Source organism: Wansuia hejianensis (assembly GCF_014337215.1).
In the GTDB taxonomy this organism is placed as follows: domain Bacteria; phylum Bacillota; class Clostridia; order Lachnospirales; family Lachnospiraceae; genus Scatomonas; species Scatomonas hejianensis.
The window spans coordinates 1,860,704-1,883,100 of record NZ_CP060635.1 but is presented as its reverse complement, the minus strand read 5'-3'; the positions used below and the strand labels follow the sequence as shown (position 1 = coordinate 1,883,100).

The following is a 22,397-nucleotide window of genomic DNA, read 5'->3' as shown; positions in this document are numbered from 1 at the left end:
AATGAGATGGCAAAAAAGGTACTGGTTGTAGACGATGAAAAGCTAATAGTAAAAGGAATCCGTTTTTCTCTGGAACAGGACGGCATGGAAGTTGAGTGCGCCTACGACGGGGAAGAAGCGCTCAATATGGCCCGGGAAAATGAGTATGATATCATTCTTTTGGATATCATGCTTCCAAAGCTGAACGGTCTGGAGGTTTGCCAGCAGATCAGGGAATTTTCCAGTGTTCCCATTGTGATGCTGACGGCAAAGGGAGAGGATATGGACAAGATTCTGGGCCTGGAATACGGTGCGGATGATTATATCACGAAGCCCTTTAATATCCTGGAGGTGAAGGCCCGGATCAAGGCGATCATGCGCCGGACTACGAAGCCCGCGGCAGCGGAGGAGAAGGCCAAGGTGGTCCAGGTGGGAGACTTGAAGCTGGACTGTGAGAGCCGGAGAGTGTTCATCGGCTCCAGGGAGATTAATCTGACGGCGAAGGAATTTGATGTGCTGGAGCTGCTGGTGTTTAATCCCAACAAGGTTTACAGCCGGGAAAACCTTTTGAATATTGTATGGGGATATGAATATCCGGGGGATGTCCGGACTGTCGACGTACATATCCGGAGACTTCGCGAGAAGATAGAAGAGAATCCCAGTGAGCCTAAGTATGTACACACGAAGTGGGGAGTTGGTTACTATTTCCAGGGTTAATTTGAAGGGCAGATGGAAATTTCTGCGCAGCCTCCGTTTCCGTATCATGCTGATCATGATTCTGATGGGAATAATCCCCACCATCGTAGTGGAGAATGTGGTGGTACAGAGCTATGAGAACCGTGCGGTATCCCAGAGAAGCATTATCGTGAAAAACCAAAGCGATATTCTCTGCAATCAGCTGGTTTCTCTGGGCTATATGGAAGATCCCGCCAATGAGGTCATCAACGGTGAATTTAATATGCTGACCAGCATTTACGGCGGCAGGATTCTGGTTATTAACAAAGATTACAAGGTGATCCGGGATACCTACGACCTGGATAGGGGAAAATATCTGATTTCCCAGGAAGTCATCGACTGCTTTAATGGTGTGGAAACCAGCCAGTACGATGAGAAGAATCAATATATAGAGATGACTGTGAAGATATCAGATCCGGAGTCCGTGAACAAAGACGTGGTGGGTGTGATGCTCATCAGTGTCTCGACGCTGGAGATCAACACCAGCAGGGAAATTTTAGAGCAGAAGGGTACCATGATCCTGGCGATCATCGTCGTTTTGATCCTGGTCTTTGGTTATGTTCTTTCGGGTATTCTGGTGAAGCCGTTCCAGAAGATTACCAGGTCTATTGAAGAGCTGACAGACGGATATCTGGAAGAGAGTATTTCCGTCCCTGATTATCTGGAGACAGAGCTGATCACAGATGCGTTTAATAAAATGTTGTCTCGCGTGAAGACGCTGGATGATTCCCGGCAGGAGTTCGTGTCTAATGTGTCTCATGAGCTGAAGACTCCGCTGGCGTCCATGAAGGTACTGGCAGATTCCCTGAATATGCAGGAAAACGTGCCGGTGGAGCAGTATCAGGAGTTCATGCAGGATATTTCGGAGGAGATAGACCGTGAGAACTCGATCATCACTGACCTTCTGTCGCTGGTAAAGATGGACAAGAAGGCTGCCGACCTGAACATCGAAATGACAAATATCAATGAGCTGCTGGAGCTGGTGCTGAAGAGGCTGCGCCCCATCGCCTCCAAGCAGAATGTGGAGCTGATCCTGGACAGTTTCCGGCCGGTAAATGCGGAAATTGACCAGACGAAGATGACGCTTGCCCTGTCCAATCTCGTTGAGAATGCAATAAAGTATAATAATCCTGAGGGCGGATGGGTGAGGGTTTCCCTGAACGCGGATCACAAATATTTTTATGTGACTGTGGCTGATTCGGGAATAGGAATTCCGGAAGAATCCCTGAACCATATCTTTGAACGGTTTTACCGGGTGGATAAGAGCCATTCGCGGGAGATCGGCGGCACCGGGCTGGGGCTGGCCATCTCTAGAAGTGCCATTGTAATGCACAGGGGAGCAATCAAGGTATACAGCAAAGAGAACGAGGGAACCACATTTTCTGTGCGCATTCCTCTCGTTTATATAGCATAGGAGGGGTAGGCAGATGAAGAAAATAATATCCGCTCTGCTGGCCGCCTTTCTCGTGCTGGGGCTGGCCGGCTGCGACCACTTGCAGGGCAGGCAGGAAAGTCAGCAGTTTTATTTGTTCTATATTAATAAAGATTTGAACCGGTTAGAAGAGATTCCCTATGAGCCGGAAAGCGTGGAGACAGAGGCGATGATTGGGGAGCTGATAGCGAAACAGGCGGTGCGCCCCGAGGAGGACAGAGATTATATCCTGCTGCTCCCGGAAGGAACGACGATTCTTGGTTATGAACTGGAGGATGAGACGATAATTCTGAACCTCAGCTCTTCCTACGCATCGATGAGTGCTTCTCGGGAAATACTGGCCCGGGCGGGACTGGTGCGGACTTTCGTACAGGTACCGGGAGTAAGGCGCCTCAAGCTTCAGGTGAACGGAAGCCCTCTGCTGGATTCTTCCGGAAGGGAAGTGGGAGCTTTGACCAGGGACAGCTTCGTAGAGAATTCCGGAAAGGAAATCAACACATATCAGAGCATCGCGATGAAGCTTTATTTTACCGATGAGAGCGGTTCAGTGCTGCTTCCTGAGGAACGGAAGGTCTATTACAGCAGCAACGTGCCGCTGGAACGGGCGGTAGTAGAGGAGATTGTGAAAGGGCCCAAGCAAGACGGGCATTATCCGACGCTGCCGGCAGAGACTAACATCCTGAGCGTTACGATTCAGGAGGGAATTTGCTACGTGAACTTTGACGACAGCTTTACCAATTCTATTCTAAGCGTACAGGAAGAAATCCCGATCTATTCTATCGTCAATTCTTTGGCCAGCGTCTGTCATGTGAATAAGGTGCAGTTTTCAATTAACGGAAGCAGTTCTGTAACCTTCCGGAAGAACATGAAGCTGGATCAGCTGTTTGAACAGAATTTGAAGCTGGTGGAAACGGAGTGAGTTTATGACCAAAAGGCCGCTGTGCCTGGCGTGTATCGGTCTCATGATTGTGGTTTGGATGATGAAACAGGCAGGCGTCCCCATCTTTGGGGAGCCTGCCTTGTCCCCGGAACTGCAGGATCAGCTGCGGGACGGAGTGGAGGCTATTGTTGTCGGAACCATTTCAGAGCGGACCGAGAAGCCCAATTCTACACAATATATTCTTAAAAATTCTTTTCTTATTTATCAGGAAACAAAAATCCCAATTCATAAAATTTTACTGACAATCCGGGAAGCGGAACGTTATTCTGTAGGTGACAGGATAGAAGCTGCGGGCATTTTGCGAACGCTGCAGCCGCCGGGAAATCCGGGGGAGTTTGACAGCAGCGCTTATTTTGCCTGCCAGAAAATATACTGTTCTTTATGGGGAGAGCAGATAGAAATGAAGAAAAAAGCAGAGTTCAGCTTCGGAGAGGTTTTGCAGAGCTTCCGGGAAAGGGTGACAGGCAATCTTCCGGAGATGATCCGGCCGGAGCTGGCAGGCACCCTTTCAGCGATGGTATTTGGGGAACGAAAGCTTTTAACAGAGGACAGCCGTCTGAATTATCAGGTGGGAGGGGTCAGCCACATGATCGCGATCAGCGGCCTTCATATAACGCTTCTGGGGATGGGAATTTTCCGCCTCTTGTTCCGAATGAAGCTGCCGCAAATGGCTGCCGGAGGACTGGCAGCTGCGGTAATGGCCGTCTACTGCCTGTTTACCGGAGGGCAGGCGTCCACGGTCAGAGCCTTCCTGATGTTCGGCATCATGCTGGCGGGGCGGATGCTCAGGAGGAGCTATGACCTCCTGTCCGGCCTGGCTCTGGCCGGGATTTTGATACTGATTCCAAATCCGGGTTATCTCTTTTATAGCGGATTCCAGCTATCCTTCGCTGCTGTTCTGGGAGCGGGAGTTGTATATCCTTCGCTGCGGAAACTGCTGCCTCAAAAGCTTTTGCAGGGAAAAGCGCTTTTGAAAAAAGGGGTGGAATCAAGTATTTCCTGGCTGGCTATTATGCTCTGTACCCTGCCGCTGGTATGCTACTATTTTTTTGAAATACCTCTCTACGGCATAATTGCTAACCTGCTGATGCTTCCCTCCATGAGTCTGGTCATGGCGTCAGGGCTGTTGGGAGGTATGATGGGAGTGGCCTCTCCGCTTATGGGAAGAGTGCTCCTGGTTCCGGCCGCCGTTTGCCTGGAAGGCTATGAGTGGATTACAGGCAAGATCCGGGGGCTGCCAGGCGCGTCCTGGATATGTGGGCAGCCTGAAATATGGGAAATGGCAATTTATTATTTGTGTTTGGCAGCGGCTGTATGGATTTTAAAGCGGTCTCTTATAGGGCGTAATCAGAAGGCGGCGAAACGCTGTATTGAAAGAGATATTCGGAAGCGTCCGGCAGATATTCTGGCGGCAGCGGTGATTTTGACAATTGGTTTGGGGATTTTGTTCTGGCGGCGTCCGGTAGAATTATCTGTCACAGCTCTGGATGTGGGACAGGGAGACTGCCTGGTTTTGAACGCAGAGAACCGATTTCATTATCTGGTGGACGGCGGGAGCAGAGATGTGGAAGGTGTGGGAATCTATAGGATATTGCCTTATTTGAAACAACAGGGCATCCATGTGCTGGAGGGGATCTTTATCAGCCATCCGGATGGGGATCACATCTGCGGTATCGAAGAGCTTTTAATAGCGGTGGCGGAAAGACGGACTGGCCTGATAATCAGGCATCTGTTTCTTCCCTGTTGGATGAGGAACGGCGAAGAAGAAAAAAGAATCAGGCTCCTGGCAGATCGGGCGGGGATAACGGTTCAATATCTGTCAAAAGGAGATGAGTTAAGGGCGGGGAAATTGAGGATAGAGGTACTGCATCCGGTTTATGGGGAAACTTTGGCGGGGAATGAAGGTTCCGTAGTGCTGCAGATTTCCTATGGAAATTTTGGCGGCCTTCTGACAGGCGATCTGGAAGGGGATGGAGAGAGAGAAGTTCTGGAAGAGGTGGAGGGCTGTGAATTTCTGAAGGTTGCCCACCACGGTTCCAGGAACTCCACACGGATGGAGTTTTTGGAAAAGGTTTCTCCTGAAATCTGTATTATATCAGCGCCGGAAAACAGTATCTATGGGCATCCTCACAGAGAAGTTCTGGAAAGAATCGAAGCGAAGGGCGCAGACTGGTATCAGACGGGGCTGAGCGGCGCCGTGCGCGTGGAGGTCATCGGCGGGCAGATGAAGGTGCAGGAGTTTATAGGCAGAGCAGCAGAAGAAGAAAATTAAGCTGCCGTTTGGGCGTTTGGCTAGAAATGCAACAGATCTCGAGAAATAACTATGAGAATTGGGAAATGTATGATGTAATTCTATAAAATGTTTCAAATTAATACATAATACAGAAACAAATTGGATGAAATACAAAACAACTCCGGATATAATAGGGTTAATAGCAAATGTGGCGGTTGCACATCTGCTGGGATGCGGCACAGAAGGTGTTGCGAATTAACAAAAATTATTGATGGAGAGGTGTTTTATGAAAAGTAAACCGATTATTGGAATTACCATGGGAGATCCGGCGGGCTGCGGGCCAGAGATTACGGTTAAAGCTCTGCATGCTCCCGAATTGTATGAACGCTGCAGCCCGCTGGTGGTCGGGGATGCGAAGATGATTGAGGATTCTATTCGGATTCTTGAAGAAACAGGTTATTTAAAGCCTGGAGAAATTTCTGTCCGCAGAGTGAGGGAGGTTCATGAGGCGGTATTTGAGTATGGGACGATTGATGTCTACCATCTGGAGCTGGTTGATATGGAGCGTTTTGAGTATGGCAAACTGTCGGCGATGTGTGGCGAGGCAGCCTTTCAATGTGTGGTAAAAGTTATTGAGCTGGCACTTGCGGGAGAGGTTGATGCTACGGTAACGAATGCTTTGAATAAAGAAGCAATCAATCTGGCGGGACACCATTATTCGGGGCATACTGAAATTTATGCCGAATATACAGGCACCAGGAAATATGCCATGATGCTGGCTCATGAGAATCTCAGGGTGGTTCATGTGTCTACCCATGTATCTCTGAGGGAAGCTTGTGACCGGGTGAAAAAAGAACGTGTGCTGGAATGCATACGACTGGCTGATGAGGCGTGCAGGGATCTCGGTATTAAAACCCCTAAAGTAGGGGTGGCGGGTTTGAACCCTCATTCCGGAGAAGACGGGATGTTTGGAAGAGAAGAAATTGATGAGATCGCCCCGGCAATAAAATTGGCACGTGAAGAAGGGATTGTGGTGGAAGGCCCGGTTCCTCCGGATACGGTATTTTCAAAAGCCAGGGGTGGATGGTATGATATTGTGGTAGTGATGTATCATGACCAGGGGCATATTCCACTGAAGGTTGTGGGATTTGTATACAAACCAGAGGAGAGTAAATGGGGCGCGGTTGCAGGCGTCAATATCACTCTGGGATTGCCAATCATCCGTGTGTCGGTAGACCATGGGACGGCATTTGGCCATGCGGGACAGGGAGTCCAGAATGAATTAAGCCTGGTGAATTCAATTGACGACGCACTTCTGATGGCGGTCAGCCGCTTAAAAAAACAACAGGAATAAACAAGGAGTGGCAGTCTATGGTAAAGCTGGTGGTAGTTGCTGACGATTTTACGGGAGCGTTGGATACGGGTATTAAATTTGCTGAGGCAGGAGCGCAGACACAGGTGATACTGAAGCCTGATTTTGGAATGGAAGAAATCAGGCCAGACAGCGAAGTGTTAATTGTTGATGCGGAAACCAGGCATCTGGATGGGGAGGCGGCATATCATATAGTCTATGATCTGGTAAGACGCTGTAAAAACTATGGGATAAAATACTTCTATAAAAAAACAGATTCTGCGCTGAGGGGTAATGTGGGAAGTGAGCTTTCAGCTGTATCGGACGCAGCCGGGTGTTCTGTCAGTTTCGTTCCGGCGCTGCCGAAGCTGAACAGAATTACAAAAGATGGTATACAGTATATTGACGGTGTTCCGGTTGCCGACAGCCTCTTTGGCAGGGATCCCTTTGAACCTGTTACAAAATCTGCAGTCGCAGAAGTGATACATGAGGGCACAGGAATAGAAGTTGTCGTCGTTAAGAACTGTAAGCAAATCAAACGGGCAGAACGGCGGGCTATTTATGTTTATGATGCCAAAAGTAATCTTGAAATGGAGAATATAGCCAGGGAGCTTAAGGATACTCTGGGACTGGAGGCGACTGCGGGCTGTGCAGGGTTTGCTGACTGCCTGACGAAGGTAATTGATTTTTCTCATAAAAGAGAAGTGGAAATCCGCAGGGTGAAAAATCTTCTGATTGTCTGCGGGAGCGTGAATGAGATTACAAAACGGCAGATAAAATATGCGGAGAAAGCAGGATTTAGACGGATCAGTCTAAACGTAGTTCAAAAGCTGCAGCCCGGTTATTTTGAAACGGAGGAAGCGAGGAGTTTTCTAAATGATTTTTACAGAAAATGCAGTCAGGGGATGCCGGTTATTATGGATGTCTTTTCGCATGATGATGCGGTAGAGGAGGCAGCAGCATATGGCAGATTGGTGGGAGTTGCGGAGGAAAATATCAGAGAATGTATTGTGAACCGGCTGGGGGAATTTATAGACCTGTGGCTTGGCTTTGGGGTGGACGGGGCTTTGTCTCTCAGCGGCGGAGACACAGTATACGCTTTTTTACAGCGAAAGGGATGTAAGGACATACGTCCGGTCTGCGAAATAATGCCTGGCGCGGTGCTGTTTGAGACGAAGGTTGGGGAACGGACAATGCAGGTGGTTTCAAAATCCGGGGGGTTCGGAAATGAATCGATATTCGTAGAGATTGCGGATAAGATGATGGTTGGAGGTGTAGTGTGAAAAAAGATTATAATGATGAAGAGTGGGTACATAGCAATGTCTGGGAAAATTATGGAGCAGGGGATGAACGGGGGGCGGCGAATGAGATGGACTGTGGTTCTGTGCTGCAGGCCCTTTCCCTGGTTAAGAAAGGCAGAATCTACGATCTGGAAACTGAACGCTTTAAGGGTATGAATATCTGGAACGGGCATTGCGGTTTTGAAATTGTGTCTTATGCGTCGCCGTCGGGCAGAAGAAAGCTCAAGAATACGAATGCACACTGTTCTGTTAACTGGTATCAAAAAGGGGAATGGATGGATGAAGAACACAATGCCCCCGATTATCGTATGGGCTGCAATACTGAGATGGTGATGGGGCCGCTCCATCTGGGGACCCACATAGATGCGTTGTGTCATTGGACAACGGGAGAGGATGACCATTGGTACGGCGGATATACGGATGCGGAATACGGATCGGTTTTGGGGCCGTCTAAATGTGACGCTGCGAAAATCCCGCCTATGATTATGAGAGGGGTCATGCTTGATATTGCGTCCTATAAAGGGGTAGAATATTTGCCGGGGGATTACATCATTTCAGCAGAGGACTGTGAAGCATGCGCCCGTTGGGAGGGCGTAGCGCTGAAGAGGGGCGACGCAGTCTTGCTGCGCACGGGCAATGGATGGCCAGAAGAGCGAGCGGGCGGCGCCGGTCTGGGGATCAGCGCCGCGAGATATCTGGTAGAAGAAGGCGGAGCTATATTGGTGGGGGATGATAAATCCTGTCTGGATGGAGAAAAAGCAGATGGATCGATGAGTGTTCCGCGCCACCCTCAGCCGGTTCATCATTATCTGCTGATTCAACAGGGGGTCCATATCATGGAATACGTGCAGCTGGAGGAGCTGGCCAGGGATGAGGTATATGAATTTTGTTTTATCAGCTGCTCTCCGAAACTCCGAAATGCGACGGGAATGCCGGTTCGGCCAATAGCGCTGGTATAAATGCTGATAAGACACCAGTCTCTGACGCTTTGGCGCGAAAAAGAGTTACAAAATATAAAAAATATTATATAATTAGCCTAAAGTGTAAGAGATAGAGGTGGTAATATATGGTGAAGCAAATTAGAGTGCTGGCAATTCTTCCGTATGAAGGGTTAAAAGAAATGCTGGTTTCTGCTGCCGGACAGCACAGGGAAATCTGCCTGGACGCGACAGTCGGCGACATGGAGAAAGCGGTGGAAGTGGCCGGAGAGAGAATGGAAACGGCGAAATATGATGTTATAATAGCCAGAGGCGGTACCGCGGAGCTGCTGCGGACCGCGTATCCGCATATGATTATACTGGAAATATCCGTTACGTTTGATGATATTTTCCGGGCGGTGCTGCTGGCTAGGAATTATAATGAAAAGTTTGCAATTGTAAGCCTGCCTGCAATCGCTAAAAGGGCGCAGGAGTTCTGTACCATGCTGCAGTATGATATTGAGGTATATGCCGTTAATACAGAGGAAGAGTCTAAAGAATTGCTGGAGAATCTTCAAAAGCAGGGATACTCTATGGTTGTGGGGGATATGATTAATGCGAAGCTGGCCACGGAAAAAGGCATGAACGTCGTGCTGATTATGTCTGGAAAAAACAGCGTAGAAGCTGTATTAAAGCAGGCTGTTCAGCTGTTGGCCATCAAATCGAGGGAGACCGAGGAGAAGGATTACCTCAAAAGCATATGCGATGGCGCGCCCTGGTATATTACCATTTTGAACCGTCAGGGTGATGTACTGCTTAATAATGTGAAGAACAGCGGAGAGTCTGAGAGATATGCGGAATTTTTGAAGGAGAACCTCAATGCATATTTTGAACAGGAGATATTTCACATGGAGCGGAGATTCGGCAGGGAATACTATGTCGTTGATTCGAAGATTATTGAGGGCTCAGGCGGAGAAGAAGTGGTGATCTACGGGCGCCCTGTCTGCGTGGAGGTTCCTGAGGATACCAGAGGGATTATGCTTGCTGAAGAGGAGGACGAGGACAGCTATTCCTTTGAAAGCTCCTTCGGGGTCTCGAACTTGGTGGGCCGGGCCAGGGAAACTATGCTGAAATGCTGTAATTCAAGGCTGCCGATTTTGATTCTTGGTGAACCGGGCAGCGGAAAGGATGCTGCGGCGAACAGCATATACCGCATGGGTTACAACAAGAACAGGCCGTTTTATACGATTGACTGTGAGGTGGTTACGCCTAAGGAGTGGACAAGATTTTTTGAAAAATCTACTTCTCCTTTGATGGAGATTAATTGTACGATCTATTTTAAAAATATACAGGTGATTGATATAAACCTGGAGAAGAAGCTGCGGGACATGATTGAAAATACAAATCTTTGCAGAAGGAATCAAGTTATCTTTTCGGGAACAGTAAAAGGGGACTCTGCGGAGTGTATGATGTCAGAATATTTGCTGACGAAGGTAAACTGTATTCTTCTGCAGGCGCTGCCTCTCCGAAAAAGAAAAAGCGATGTCCTGAATCTTTCGATTATCTATTTGAGCGCTCTGAACGCGGAACTTGGCAAGCAGGTAATCGGTTTTGAGAATGGTGCAGATGAGGAAATGCTTCAGTATTCGTGGCCGGGGAATGTGACACAGCTGAAGAGGGTGCTGCGGGAACTTGTGATCGGTACGGATGGGAACTATATTACAAGAAAAAGTGTTAAAGAGTGCATATCTAATGAGATATTCAGCAGCGAAGAGGCTAATGTGAGCAATATCAATCTGAACCAGTCTCTTAATGATATCACTTATGATGTGATCCGCCGTGTGATGAAAGAGGAAGGGATGAATCAGAAGAAAGCCGCTGACCGGCTGAAGGTAAGCCGTACGACAATCTGGCGGATCTTGAATTCTCGATAAAAAGCAGCAGAATACGGCACAGGATTGTGATGCCCTGGCGCAGAAGCGCTAGGGCATTTTGAGTGTTCTGAAATAGAATTGTGATCGGGTTCAATAAATTGTGCAAAACGCACAAAAATATTAGAAAAAGCCTTAAAATATAACTTTCTTAATGTAAAAAAAGAAAACTAAGATTCAAAAGAATATAAAATGTTCATAAATGAAACCAAGATAGGTATAAATAATGTTGCATAAATGATAGGCGCGATATATAATTTAAAAAATCAATAAATCAATGAAATGGAATTATAAGGAGGAAAAACGATGCCAGAAATGATGCAGGGCCTTGTAAAGGCTAAACCGGAGGTTGGCGCAGAATATAGAACAGATTTACCGATCCCTGAGGTCGGAGCCAGAGACGTGCTGGTTCATGTAAAGGCGGTGGCTATCTGTGGAACGGACCAGCATATCTATAACTGGACTGCATATGCGCAGGAAAGATGCAAATTGCCGATGATTTTCGGTCATGAGTTTGCAGGGGATGTAGTGGCTGTCGGCAGCGAGGTTACTGAGGTTAAGATTGGAGACCGCGTGGCAGGGGAAACTCATATTCCATGCAACCACTGCTATCAGTGTGAGACTGATAACAGACATATCTGTGAAAATATGAAGATTATCGGCGTACATACGGATGGAGCCTATGCCGATTATATCAGCTTTCCGGCTGATGACGCCTATAAGATCAGCGATGATTTGGATTATCAGAAGGCAGCCCTGATGGAGCCGATGGGCGTTGGCGTACACGGGGTAGACAAGGGGGAGGTGAAGGATAAGGACATTGTGATCTATGGCTGTGGCCCGATTGGCCTGATGGCTGTTGGGGCTGCAAAGGTATTTGGAGCGAAGAAGATTACGGCAATTGATATTTTTGACAATAAACTGGAAACGGCCAAGCAGATGGGTGCGGACTTGGTGATTAATTCAAAGACAGAAGATGCTGTGAAGCTGGTTATGGACAGGACCGGCCACGGCGCGGATGTTGTGATTGATTATACCGGCAACAACGCAGCGTATAAAAGTGGATTTGCCATGCTGAAAAAGGGAGGGCGTTTTGTCATGGTAGGACTTCCTAACGGAGAAACAGCCCTGGATCTCAGTGAAGCCATAATTTATAAAGAAGCAACTGTCATAGGCGTCACCGGCAGAGAAATGTACAAGACCTGGGAACAGTGCGAGGAAATTCTTAAAAATCCTCTGTATAACGTAGATGCAACTGTTGGAGGCGTTTATAGGCTTTCGGAATATAAAAAGGCGTTTGATGCGATCTTTGCCGGCGCATCCGGAAGAATGATTTTGATTCCCTGAGAGAATGCAGATAATCGGTGAAAGGAGAGCCAGGCCCTATGGCCTGTAAAATATAATTATGAGAGTAGCAGTTGTAACAGAACCTTTTAAGGTTGAGATCGAGGACAGGCCGGTCCCGGAGGTGGGTGATAATGATGTTCTTATTAAAGTTGTGAGGGCGGGGATTTGCGGTTCGGACCTGCATTTGTATAAAGGGACACACGCGTTTCGCAAGCCACCGGCAGCTTTGGGGCATGAGGTCTGCGGGATAGTTGATAAAGTAGGCCCGGCGGTCACCCGGTTCAAAGAGGGCGATCATGTGACAGTTGAGCCCCAGGTCGGATGCGGCAGCTGTGATTTCTGCAAAAGCGGAAATGTCAATCTCTGTACGCATAAAAAGGTTCCGGGAACTCCCGGCTGGCTGGGAACATTTGCGGAATATTTCGTGGCTCCGGAACAGGCGGTCTACCGTTTGAAGAACGACATTACGTTTGACGAGGGCACGCTGGTAGAACCCCTGGCTGTGGCAGTACAGGCGATGAATGCCTGTTCCGGCGCGCGCAAAGAGACCATCGCGATTTTAGGCGCTGGAACAATAGGTCTGCTGGTTCTGGCAGTGGCAAAAGCGAGAGGCTATAAAAAGATTTTTTGTACGGATACAGCGGAATTTAACAGAAAACTGGCTGTGAAAATGGGCGCCTTTGCGGCCTTCGATCCACTGAACTGCAACGTGGAAGAAGAAATCAAAAAAGAAACAGGCGGTGCCGGAGTGAACGTATGTGTTGTTGCGGCAGGCGCGCCGAATATCATTGACCAGGCTTCGGCTGTTACCGGTAAAATGGGGGAGGTAGTCCTTGTATCGATGATTACGAAGCCAATTCCTGTATACACCTACAGCTTTGTATTTAATGAACAGAAGCTGATCGGCACGATGACATACACGACAGAAGCTTTCCGCCAGGCTTGCGAGATGATCAACGGCGGTCTGGATATCTCTCCGATTATTACGCACTGTCTGCCTCTGGAGGATGCGGGAAAAGGGCTGGAGCTTCTGGATAAGAAAACAGAGAATGCGGGCAAAATTTTGGTTCACTTATGATTTAAAAGACAGGAGTAATAAATGGTGGATAATATTCAGACAAACGTAACGGCGGACAGGCCAGAATATTGTTTCCGGCTGCGGAATATCACCAAGAAATTTGGCGCTTCAGTGGCACTGAACGATGTGAGCCTGGAAGTTAAACCCGGCGAAGTAATAGGGCTGATCGGGCCTAACGGAGCCGGTAAGTCGACGCTGATGGGGATACTTACGGGTGTTGTGCCAGCCACCGAGGGCCGGATGGAATTGGACGGAGTAGAATATGAGAAGGAGAAGTATTCTACCGCAATTGCAAAGGAAGGCGGAATTGCGTGTTGCTACCAGGAATTGTCAGTATGCGCGAATCTGACGGTATATGAAAATTTTGCGGTCACTGTCATGGATCACAGACCGTTTGGCAGACATGGCTGGAGAAAAGAGATGATCCGCCTGGCAGAGGATATGCTTGAAAATGTTTTTCCAGGCAACAAAATCAATGTGAGAACAAAGACGGGAAGACTGCCGATTGAGCAGAAGCAGATGGTGGAGGTCTGTTGCGCCATGGCTTCAGAGGGTGTAAAGGTCCTGATCCTGGATGAACCTACGTCTTCTCTGACATCAGACCGCATTCAGCAATTTCATGAAGCGATTAAAAAAATGCGGGACCGGGACATTTCGGTCATCTACATATCCCACAAGCTGGAGGAAATCATTAATATTTCAACCCGTATTGTAGTAATGCGCAATGGAGAGCAGACCGGAGAAATTACAACAGAGCTGACGACGATAGAAGATCTTGTGAATGTCATGGGCGGGCGGGTGAATACAGGCGGTGCCAGGGAAAAAAAGAAAGATGAATCTGAGCATCTTCTGGACATTGAACATTTTACGGACAAAGCTCTCTATGACGTATCCATGCATATCAGCAGGGGCGAGATCGTGGGGATTTCAGGGCTTGGAGGCTCCGGGCAGCGTGAGCTGCTGAATGAGATCTACAAAACTTATCACGGATCACATAACAGAGCAATCCGGACGGTGGGAAAAGCCTCCTTTGTCAGCGGCGACAGACAGAATGAGGGAATTTTTAAACTGTGGAGCATTGCGGATAATATTGTGATATCCAGCCTGGATCTGTTGACTAACTGGAAACTGATTGACAAAGAGCGGAGCGACAGTCTGGCACAGCGGTGGTATGATAAACTGAAGTTCCGCGCTGCGGGAAGGGAAGACAAGATTACAAACCTGTCAGGCGGCAACCAACAGAAAGCGATTATTGGAAGAGGAATTGCATCAGAGGCTGATCTGATTATCTTTGATGATCCCACGAGAGGAGTAGACGCGGGCACTAAAAAGGATATCTACGATATCATTAAGGAGATCAGCAAGTCCGGAAAAAGTGTGGTCTGGTACAGCACCGAAGATAATGAAATGCTGGAATGCGACCGTGTCTACGTGATGCGTGACGGGACTATAGTGGATGAGCTTCAGGAAAATGAAATATCCGTCGACGCGGTAGTCGCTTCTTCCTTTAAAAAAGCAGAAAAGGCAGATACATCCGTCAATACGGAAAATAGCGGATGGGGCAGGAAATTTATTTCAGCGCTCACGTCCGGGTCCGGAATTTCTATTCTCGTGTTTATAGCGATCTGGATGATCATGAGCAATATCAATCATAATGTTAACACGAGAACCGGAATGACCTATATGATAGGGACTGCTTTGCCGCTGGTTCTGGTTTCTCTGGGCCAGATGTTTATTGTAAGCGTCGGCGATATTAACCTGGGCATTGGAAACGCTATGGGAGTCGTTAATGTGCTTGCCGCGACTCTGCTTGTGGAAAAAACAGGCCTGGGTATACTGGCGATGGCAGGCGTCCTGGTTCTTTATGCGGGAGTGGCGGTTTTAATACATAAAAGGAATATGCCGTCGATCGTTGTCAGCCTGGGCATGCTGAGTGTCTGGCTGGGAATTGCCCTGTTGATACTTCCGACGCCTGGAGGAAGCTCTCCGGAATGGCTGAGTGCATTTTTTAACCTGCAGACACCGCTGTTCCCGGTTCAGGTATATCTGTGTGTGATCGCGGCATTCGCCGGCTATTGGATGATATTCCGGTCGAAATATGGAATGATCATCCGCGGGATCGGAGACAGCCCCGCATCTATCTCGAAGAGGGGCTGGTCCTATCTGACCGCGCATGTGGTTGCGTACGTAATATCCGGTGTTTTTGTAATTTTGGCAGGCCTCGCCATGACTTATGTGAGCAGGGGAGCGGATGCGAATGCCTCATCATCCTACCAGATGATGAGTATCGCGACAATTCTGCTGGGCGGATGTGCTTTTTCCGGCGGAATTGTGGAACCGGTTGGCGTGGTCGCGGGCGGATTATCCATTTCGCTGATATCCTCTATGCTGACGTTTCTGCAGGTTGACAGCAGCTACAGGACGGCGGTGATCGGCATTATCCTGATCGCTGTGCTTGTGGTGGGAGAGGTTATGAAGAGGAGGAGAAGCCGATGAATAAAATTAGTAAATTTACATCGAGGAATTCATGGATCTGGTCCTTTGTCGGTTCTGCCCTGTTGCTAGTTATCATCTCCCTGATCAGCGATAACGGGTTTTCGGTAAAGACCTTGTTCATGAATATCACATTGGCGTCCTTTACCTTTTTGCTTGGAATATCGGAAATGCTTGTCATAACCAGCGGGGACGGGGCGATTGATCTGTCCATACCCTATATCGTGACTTTGTGCGCCTATCTGTCGGCCAACTGGCTGAAGGGCAGCACCACGGCGGCGGGCGTATTTATCATAATCGGCGTATGCGTGCTGATTGGACTGGCAAATGGAATCATCAATGTTTTTCTGCATGTCCATGCTATGATCGGGACGCTGGCGGTGGGCTACATATTGTTTACAATTGTGCTCGTATATTCAAAATCAGCGACAGTTCAGCCCAGTGCGGCGCTGACAAAATTTGCACAGACACAATTTGGAGGATTTTCAATCATTACAATCCTGTGCCTGATCTTCCTGGCAGCCATGACAGTGATCATGTATCGGACCAGATTCGGGAAAAACATTCATGCGATGGGGCAGGGACATCATATCGCCTATCTGGCGGGGATCAACGTGTCTAAGATGATGATCATAGTATTTATCGCCAGTTCAGTGATAGCCGGGATCACAGGAGTTCTTCTGGGAGCATATGTGAATGGTTCGTTCCAGTCCATGGGAGATGCATACCAGATGAAAGCGATTGCGGCAACGCTGGTGGGCGGGACGATTGTATCGGGAGGTAAATCCAGTGTGTTGGGGACTTTTGGCGGCGCGATCATGCTGACACTGCTGGGGACCATGATAACGATTACCGGACTTTCGTCGGGATGGCAGAAATTGATTGAGGGCGCGGTGATTATCCTGATTCTGATAGCTGCCGATCCCGTGAAAAAGAAGCATTAATTATGATCGAAATATTGTGGAACGACAATATTTTAGATAAAACAAGGAGGGTTTGTACAATGAAAAGAAGGAAAGTAACAGGTCTTTTGGCGGCGGCACTGGCGATTGTGATGTCTTCTTCAGCGCTGGCCGGGTGTGGAGAGAAGGAAGCGGCATCCACCGGGACATCCGCTCAGAGCGCTTCAAAAGAAGCCACTAAAGAAACATCCGCAGAAAATGACGCGGCAGAGAAGAAGACGGAGACAGCGTCTGCAGACGGGGATACACTTGAGGATCTGGACAAGGATCAGGGCTATGTGATTGGTTTTACGGATAATTATGACGGCAATACCCTGCACCAGCAGCAGGAACGGTATTTTCAGGAATTGGCGGATCAGATGAAGGAGCTGGGGATTATTTCTGATTATACCATGACGGTAGCAAACAAAGATGTTGCGACGCAGGTTTCTCAGATTGAAAACTTCATCATGATGGGATGTGATGCGATCATTGTCGATCCTACTTCTGCGACCGGACTGGATGGGGCGATCGAAGAGGCAAAAGCGGCAGGAATTGAGGTAATAGTATTTAATGACGGGCCCGTGAGTTCTTCTGACTGCTATCAGCTGAATGTCGACTGTGTGACAAATTTCGGCTATCTGACAGAATGGTGCTGTGAGAAACTGGGTGGTAAAGGAAATGTACTGGTAGTCCGGGGCATCGCCGGAACGGCATACGATGACCTGGCTTATCAGGGAATCACAGAGGCGCTGGCTAAGTATCCGGATATGAACATCGTGGGTGAAGTGTATGGCGAATGGACCAGCACAACGACTCAGACTCAGATATCTGCAATCCTTCCGTCTCTGCCGAAAGTAGATCTGGTGTGCGGAGAATCAGGTGACGCTTACGGCGCGGCCATGGCATTTGAATCGGCAGGGCTTGAGATACCCCTGATTTATGGCGGAAACAGGGGGGAATTCCTTAACTGGTGGATGAAGGCATCTGAAGAAGACGGATATGAGACGATATCCGGCGTCGCAACCCCCTGGTTCTCAGCCGCCGCCCTGTACCTGGCGATTGACATACTGGATGGTAAAGAAGTTCCCCAGTACATGTATTATCCGATGGATCTGATTACTCAGGATGATCTGCATAAATTTGAAGGCATAGATAATTCCGAGGTCGCCACAAGCGAGCACGACCTGGCCTGGGTGCGTTCGGAGCTTGAAACGCAGGACGAAGTGGCCAATAAACCAGATTTGGTTAAATAATTATGATACACAGGCACCCCTTCGGGGCAGACAGGCAAAATGGTGTCTGCCGGACCGGAGGGGTGCTTTTGTGTCCGGACGAAGCAGCGGAGGGCGGATAGAGAGTTTATCAATATTTATGGATTCAAGCAGAGCCAGGAATAACGTTGACAAATATTCTGCGGAATAATATGATGATAATATAAAGCACGGACAGTTTTTATGCTCACAGTGCACTCCACTATGCATGCCCCGCCAGGGGCATATCAGGGCATGTGTTACGAGATACGCATAATAAAAAGGGGGAGGACGGCAATGCCGATATTTCAGGTTATTAAGTACGAGGGTGATAATTCGACATTTGTGTGGAAACATCCGGCGGAAGATTTTAATACTCATTCGCAGTTGATAGTCCACGAAACACAGGAGGCGGTATTCTTTTTAAATGGCCAGGTGCTGGATCTATTCAGTCCCGGCAAATATACGCTCGAGACGCAGAATATTCCGTTGCTCAGGCATTTCATCAATCTGCCTACAGGCGGAGAGTCCGCGTTTCACTGTGAAGTCTATTTTATAAATAAAGCGGAGCAGATGGCGATTCAATGGGGAACGGACAGCAAGGTGCAGTATCTGGAGCCTAATTACGGTTTCCCTATTTCTATTGGGGCGGGCGGAGAGATGAGTCTGAGGGTCCTGGATTCTAAAAAATTGTTAGTAAAGCTTGTAGGTACGGAAAAAATGCTGACCCGGGAGCGGCTTATGGCTTATTTCAGAATGTTTCTGATGCCCCGGGTGAAGACTTATATCGCCCAGACTATGAAAGCCAATAAGATAAACGTATTTGAGATCGATGAACATCTGCTGGAATTTTCTGATGAGCTGAAAGACAGGCTCGCAGGTGATTTTGCTGATTATGGCATCACACTGGAGCGTTTTTTTGTGGCTCGTATTGTGAAGCCGGAAGGAGATGAACAGTATGAGAAGTTCAAGGAACTGCATTTTCGACAGTATGCGGATATCGCCGAAGCAAAGATCCGTCAGCAGGTGGGCGTGATCGAACAGCAAACAGAATCCCAGAAGACGATTATTGAAGCTCAGGGGCTCGCGCAAAAGCGCAGCATTGAAGGGTACACTTATCAGCAGGAACGAGGCTTTGATGTGGCTGAGAAGATCGCTCAGAATGAAGGGAGCGGGAATTTCAGCAGCGCTGGTATAGGCTTAGGAATGATGGCCGGAATGGGAAACGCTGTGGGAAATACCGTAGGAGCTGCTTTTACAAAAGCAGTTGATAGTGTTTCCGAAGGCCCATTTTCAGGAGCGGCCGGAAGCACAACGGAGAGTTCTTTCCAGAATTCAGGGGCGGGTTCCAAGGAAGAGCCGGAGCAGCAATTTTGCGAAAACTGTGGGGCCAGGCTGCTTCCCGGCAGTGCTTTTTGCGATACTTGTGGCCATCCGGCAGCCGGTGCGAAAAAAGTATGTTCGAAATGTGGCTGCATATTTACAAGGCCCGGGAAATTTTGCCCCAGATGCGGTATGAAACGAGAGGAAGGTTGAGCGCTATATTAAGGGAGGGTATTAAGTGATGAAACAGCTTACCTGTGAAATGTGTGGTGGAACGGATCTGATCAAGGACGGGGGCGTATTTGTGTGCCAGACATGCGGATGTAAATATTCGGTAGAAGAAGCTAAAAAGATGATGATTGAAGGTACAGTGGAGGTTCAGGGCACGGTTCAGGTGGACAACAGCGCACTTGTAGAGAAATACCTGCAAAACGCAAGACGCGCGAAGGCGAAAGAGGATTGGGAAGAGACAGAAAAGTATTATAATCTAGTTGAACAGAACGAACCTGATAATATTGAAGCGATTTTTTACAGCGCTTATGGAAAAGCCAGGCTTTCGCTGATTGATCCGGACATCTATAAAAGAGAACAAATTTTTAATGTGCTGAACAACTGTGTTTCTATAATAGATGATCGTTATAATGCGGAAAAATCCCGAGAGATGGAGGGCATCATCACAGAGATTAGCGATGATATCGATAGGCTGAGAGCCAGCGATTATGTATTTCATCAGGAGCTTGTAAACGGGCGTATCCTTACTGACAAGTATAGAACGGTTAAATTATTTAATAGGCTGCATGTAAATTTTATAGAAACCCTTGAAAATATTACTAAAATAGATAAACAGGTTTATCTATACGATCTTATAAAAAAACATTGTGATTTGCTGGTGAAGTATGGGGAGCTTGAAAACGATAGTATCTTAAGAAGAATAAGAGACGAAGCCTCCAGTGCCGGTGAAAAACTGGCGGTCCAGCAGAGAAAGGAACGGATTGAGGCCTATTGGGCAGAGCACGAGGAGGAAAAGAAAACTCTGGAAAACGAAAAGGCGCAATTGGAAAGCCAATTGGAGGAGGCGGAAAGAGAAAAGGAAAACGTGCCCGGAATGGAAGATATAAAAGCATTGGAAGAACGGAAAAAGGGATTGGAGGATGAGGTGGACCGGATAGCATTTTTTAAAATCCGGGAGAAAAAAGCGAAGGAGCAGGAAATCGAGGATGTCCGCACTCGTATTTACGAAATGAAAGAATCCATAGCTCCTGCGGTCAGAGAGGCACAAGACAGAGTTTATGCGGTAAGAAGAAAGATCGCAGATATCACACGGGAACTGACGAAGGACCGAAGACAGGAATAAAAAACAGCATGGGAGATTTAGATGGACAGCTTATATATTGTGATTCCCGCGTACAATGAAGAAGAAACAATCCATAAGGTTTTGGATCAGTGGTATCCGATTGTGGAAAAATACGACGGCGGCGGAAGGTCCCGGCTGGTTGTGGTGGATGACGGAAGCAGGGACAATACCCATGAGATCCTGACGTCCTATGCCAGAGAAAACCCCTTGCTGGTTCCGCTCACTAAGGAGAACGGCGGCCACGGGGCGGCGATACTGTACGGGTATCGCTACAGCATCGAGCACGGAGCGGATTATATTTTCCAGACAGACAGTGACGGGCAGACTCTGCCGGAGGAATTTGGACAGTTCTGGCAGAGGCGGAAAGCTTACGAGATGGTGATCGGGCATCGGAAAGGCCGTCAGGACGGGGCTTCCAGGGTTTTTGTGACAAAGATGCTGCGGCTTGTGATCAGGATCTGTTTCCATGTGACAGTGACCGACGCGAATACCCCGTACCGGCTGATGCGGTCGGAAGCGCTGGACGCCAGCCTGGAACTGATTCCGGAGAGCTTCAATCTTTCCAATGTGATGATTTCCGTGATCTTCGCGAAGAAGCAGCTTCCGGTGCGCTATATACCCATTACCTTCCGGCCCAGGCAGGGAGGGGTTAATTCCATTAATTTAAAGAAAATCTGCAAGATCGGCAGGCAGGCGGTCCGGGACTTCAGGGAGATGAACCGGAAGCTGGCCGGGGCTGCGGAGAAGGACTGAAGAGCGAATGAAAAGCCTTATAGAAGATATCAAGAATCAACAATACAAAAAAGTCTATTTGCTTTACGGGCCGGAAGCCTATCTGAAGAGTCAGTATAAGCAAAAACTTTTGGAGGCCCTGGTTCCGGAGGAAGATACCATGAATTTTGCCCGGTTTGAGGGCAAGGGTCAGAATGAAGGGGAAATTGTGGATCTGGCCGAGACGATGCCTTTTTTTGCCGACCGGCGCGTGATCCTCCTGGATCATACGGGCTTTTTTAAGGGAAAGTCGGATTTGATTGCCGACTACATGGCCTCTCTTCCAGATTATCTGGTAATGATCTTTGTGGAGGAGGAAGTGGATAAGCGGAGCCGGATGTTTAAAGCAGTCCAAAAGCATGGACGGGCGGTGGAATTCCCCGTTCAGAATGAAGATACGCTGATCCGCTGGGTGCTGGGGATTCTGAAAAAAGAGGGTAAAAAGATTACCCGCGGAGACATGGAGCTGTTTCTGGGGAAAACCGGGACAGATATGGGTCTGATTGACAGAGAATTGGAAAAGCTGCTTACTTATACTATGGGCAGGGATGTGATATCAGCGGCCGACATCGAAGCGGTCTGCGCCACTCAGATCACGAACCAGATCTTTGATATGGTCCGGGCCGTTTCAGAAAAAAAGCAAAAAAAGGCGCTGGGTTTATATTGTGATCTGCTGGCGTTGAAGGAGCCCCCCATGCGGATTCTCTATCTGCTGGCCCGCCAGTTTAACCTGATTCTCCAGGTAAAAGAGCTGCAGGAAAGCGGCTGCGATCAGAGAACCATGGCTTCCCGGACCGGACTGGCTCCATTTGTGGTGAAGAATTATATTCCAATGGCACGGAAGTATTCTGCGGAGGAGCTGCGCAGTGCCGTGGAAGATTTTACACAGACAGAGACAGATGTAAAAACGGGCCGTCTGAATGACGTGCTGAGCGTGGAGCTGATGATTGTCAAATACAGTTCCCAGAATACGCGAGAATGAAAAAAAAGCCCCGGCTGCATGACGGTACAGCCGGGG

Annotated in this window: 17 protein-coding genes; all 17 read left to right on the top strand. The window is 48.3% G+C overall.

The genetic code is table 11. From position 1 onward, the window contains the following. Positions 1 to 6 precede the first annotated feature (6 nt). The 17 genes from H9Q79_RS08565 to holA all read left to right on the top strand — a co-directional run bounded on the left by H9Q79_RS08565 (position 7) and on the right by holA (position 22,361). Positions 7 to 696: a response regulator transcription factor gene (locus H9Q79_RS08565; RefSeq protein ID WP_118643173.1), complete on the top strand. Its 690-nt coding sequence runs from the start codon at positions 7 to 9 to the stop codon at positions 694 to 696. After that, a complete protein-coding gene (locus tag H9Q79_RS08560) occupies positions 653 to 2,128 on the top strand; it encodes a sensor histidine kinase (protein WP_118643175.1) in 1,476 nt (491 codons plus the stop codon). The genes H9Q79_RS08565 and H9Q79_RS08560 overlap by 44 nt, the downstream gene beginning before the upstream one ends. 13 nt (positions 2,129 to 2,141) lie before the next feature. After that, positions 2,142 to 3,065 (top strand): GerMN domain-containing protein, encoded by a 924-nt coding sequence (locus H9Q79_RS08555; RefSeq protein WP_118643177.1) that lies wholly within the window; start codon positions 2,142 to 2,144, stop codon positions 3,063 to 3,065. Positions 3,066 to 3,069: 4 nt separating this feature from the next. Further along, positions 3,070 to 5,358 (top strand): DNA internalization-related competence protein ComEC/Rec2, encoded by a 2,289-nt coding sequence (locus tag H9Q79_RS08550; RefSeq protein WP_249329640.1) that lies wholly within the window; start codon positions 3,070 to 3,072, stop codon positions 5,356 to 5,358. A gap of 247 nt (positions 5,359 to 5,605) precedes the next feature. Further along, positions 5,606 to 6,673 (top strand): 4-hydroxythreonine-4-phosphate dehydrogenase PdxA, encoded by a 1,068-nt coding sequence (pdxA, locus tag H9Q79_RS08545; protein ID WP_118643185.1) that lies wholly within the window; start codon positions 5,606 to 5,608, stop codon positions 6,671 to 6,673. Positions 6,674 to 6,690: 17 nt separating this feature from the next. Further along, positions 6,691 to 7,953, top strand: coding sequence for a four-carbon acid sugar kinase family protein (locus tag H9Q79_RS08540; RefSeq protein ID WP_118643187.1), 1,263 nt, complete (start codon positions 6,691 to 6,693; stop codon positions 7,951 to 7,953). Continuing rightward, entirely contained in the window at positions 7,950 to 8,930 is a 981-nt protein-coding gene (locus H9Q79_RS08535; RefSeq protein ID WP_249329639.1) for a cyclase family protein, read from the top strand. The genes H9Q79_RS08540 and H9Q79_RS08535 overlap by 4 nt, the downstream gene beginning before the upstream one ends. 107 nt (positions 8,931 to 9,037) lie before the next feature. Then, complete coding sequence (locus tag H9Q79_RS08530; RefSeq protein ID WP_249329638.1) at positions 9,038 to 10,822, top strand: sigma-54-dependent Fis family transcriptional regulator; 1,785 nt, start codon at positions 9,038 to 9,040, stop codon at positions 10,820 to 10,822. 303 nt (positions 10,823 to 11,125) lie between these two features. Then, positions 11,126 to 12,166, top strand: a complete 1,041-nt coding sequence (locus tag H9Q79_RS08525; RefSeq protein ID WP_118643195.1) for a zinc-binding dehydrogenase — start codon at positions 11,126 to 11,128, stop codon at positions 12,164 to 12,166. Positions 12,167 to 12,224: 58 nt separating this feature from the next. Beyond that, entirely contained in the window at positions 12,225 to 13,244 is a 1,020-nt protein-coding gene (locus H9Q79_RS08520; RefSeq protein WP_118643197.1) for a zinc-dependent alcohol dehydrogenase, read from the top strand. 21 nt (positions 13,245 to 13,265) lie between these two features. Beyond that, positions 13,266 to 15,740 carry an ATP-binding cassette domain-containing protein gene (locus tag H9Q79_RS08515; protein ID WP_249329637.1) on the top strand — a complete coding sequence of 825 codons (2,475 nt, stop codon included), beginning with the start codon at positions 13,266 to 13,268 and terminating at the stop codon, positions 15,738 to 15,740. After that, positions 15,737 to 16,681: an ABC transporter permease gene (locus H9Q79_RS08510; RefSeq protein WP_118643203.1), complete on the top strand. Its 945-nt coding sequence runs from the start codon at positions 15,737 to 15,739 to the stop codon at positions 16,679 to 16,681. Before H9Q79_RS08515 ends, H9Q79_RS08510 begins: the two co-directional genes overlap by 4 nt. A gap of 59 nt (positions 16,682 to 16,740) precedes the next feature. Further along, a complete protein-coding gene (locus tag H9Q79_RS08505) occupies positions 16,741 to 17,934 on the top strand; it encodes an ABC transporter substrate-binding protein (RefSeq protein ID WP_249329636.1) in 1,194 nt (397 codons plus the stop codon). 294 nt (positions 17,935 to 18,228) lie between these two features. Then, positions 18,229 to 19,467: an SPFH domain-containing protein gene (locus tag H9Q79_RS08500; protein WP_118643207.1), complete on the top strand. Its 1,239-nt coding sequence runs from the start codon at positions 18,229 to 18,231 to the stop codon at positions 19,465 to 19,467. Between the two features lie 25 nt (positions 19,468 to 19,492). Next, the gene (locus tag H9Q79_RS08495) at positions 19,493 to 20,608 is read left to right on the top strand and encodes a hypothetical protein (protein WP_147371409.1); all 1,116 of its coding nucleotides are present in this window, start codon (positions 19,493 to 19,495) and stop codon (positions 20,606 to 20,608) included. 21 nt (positions 20,609 to 20,629) lie between these two features. Further along, positions 20,630 to 21,361, top strand: coding sequence for a glycosyltransferase family 2 protein (locus tag H9Q79_RS08490; RefSeq protein WP_249329635.1), 732 nt, complete (start codon positions 20,630 to 20,632; stop codon positions 21,359 to 21,361). 7 nt (positions 21,362 to 21,368) lie between these two features. Continuing rightward, positions 21,369 to 22,361 carry a DNA polymerase III subunit delta gene (gene holA / locus H9Q79_RS08485; protein ID WP_249329634.1) on the top strand — a complete coding sequence of 331 codons (993 nt, stop codon included), beginning with the start codon at positions 21,369 to 21,371 and terminating at the stop codon, positions 22,359 to 22,361. Positions 22,362 to 22,397: the final 36 nt, after the last annotated feature.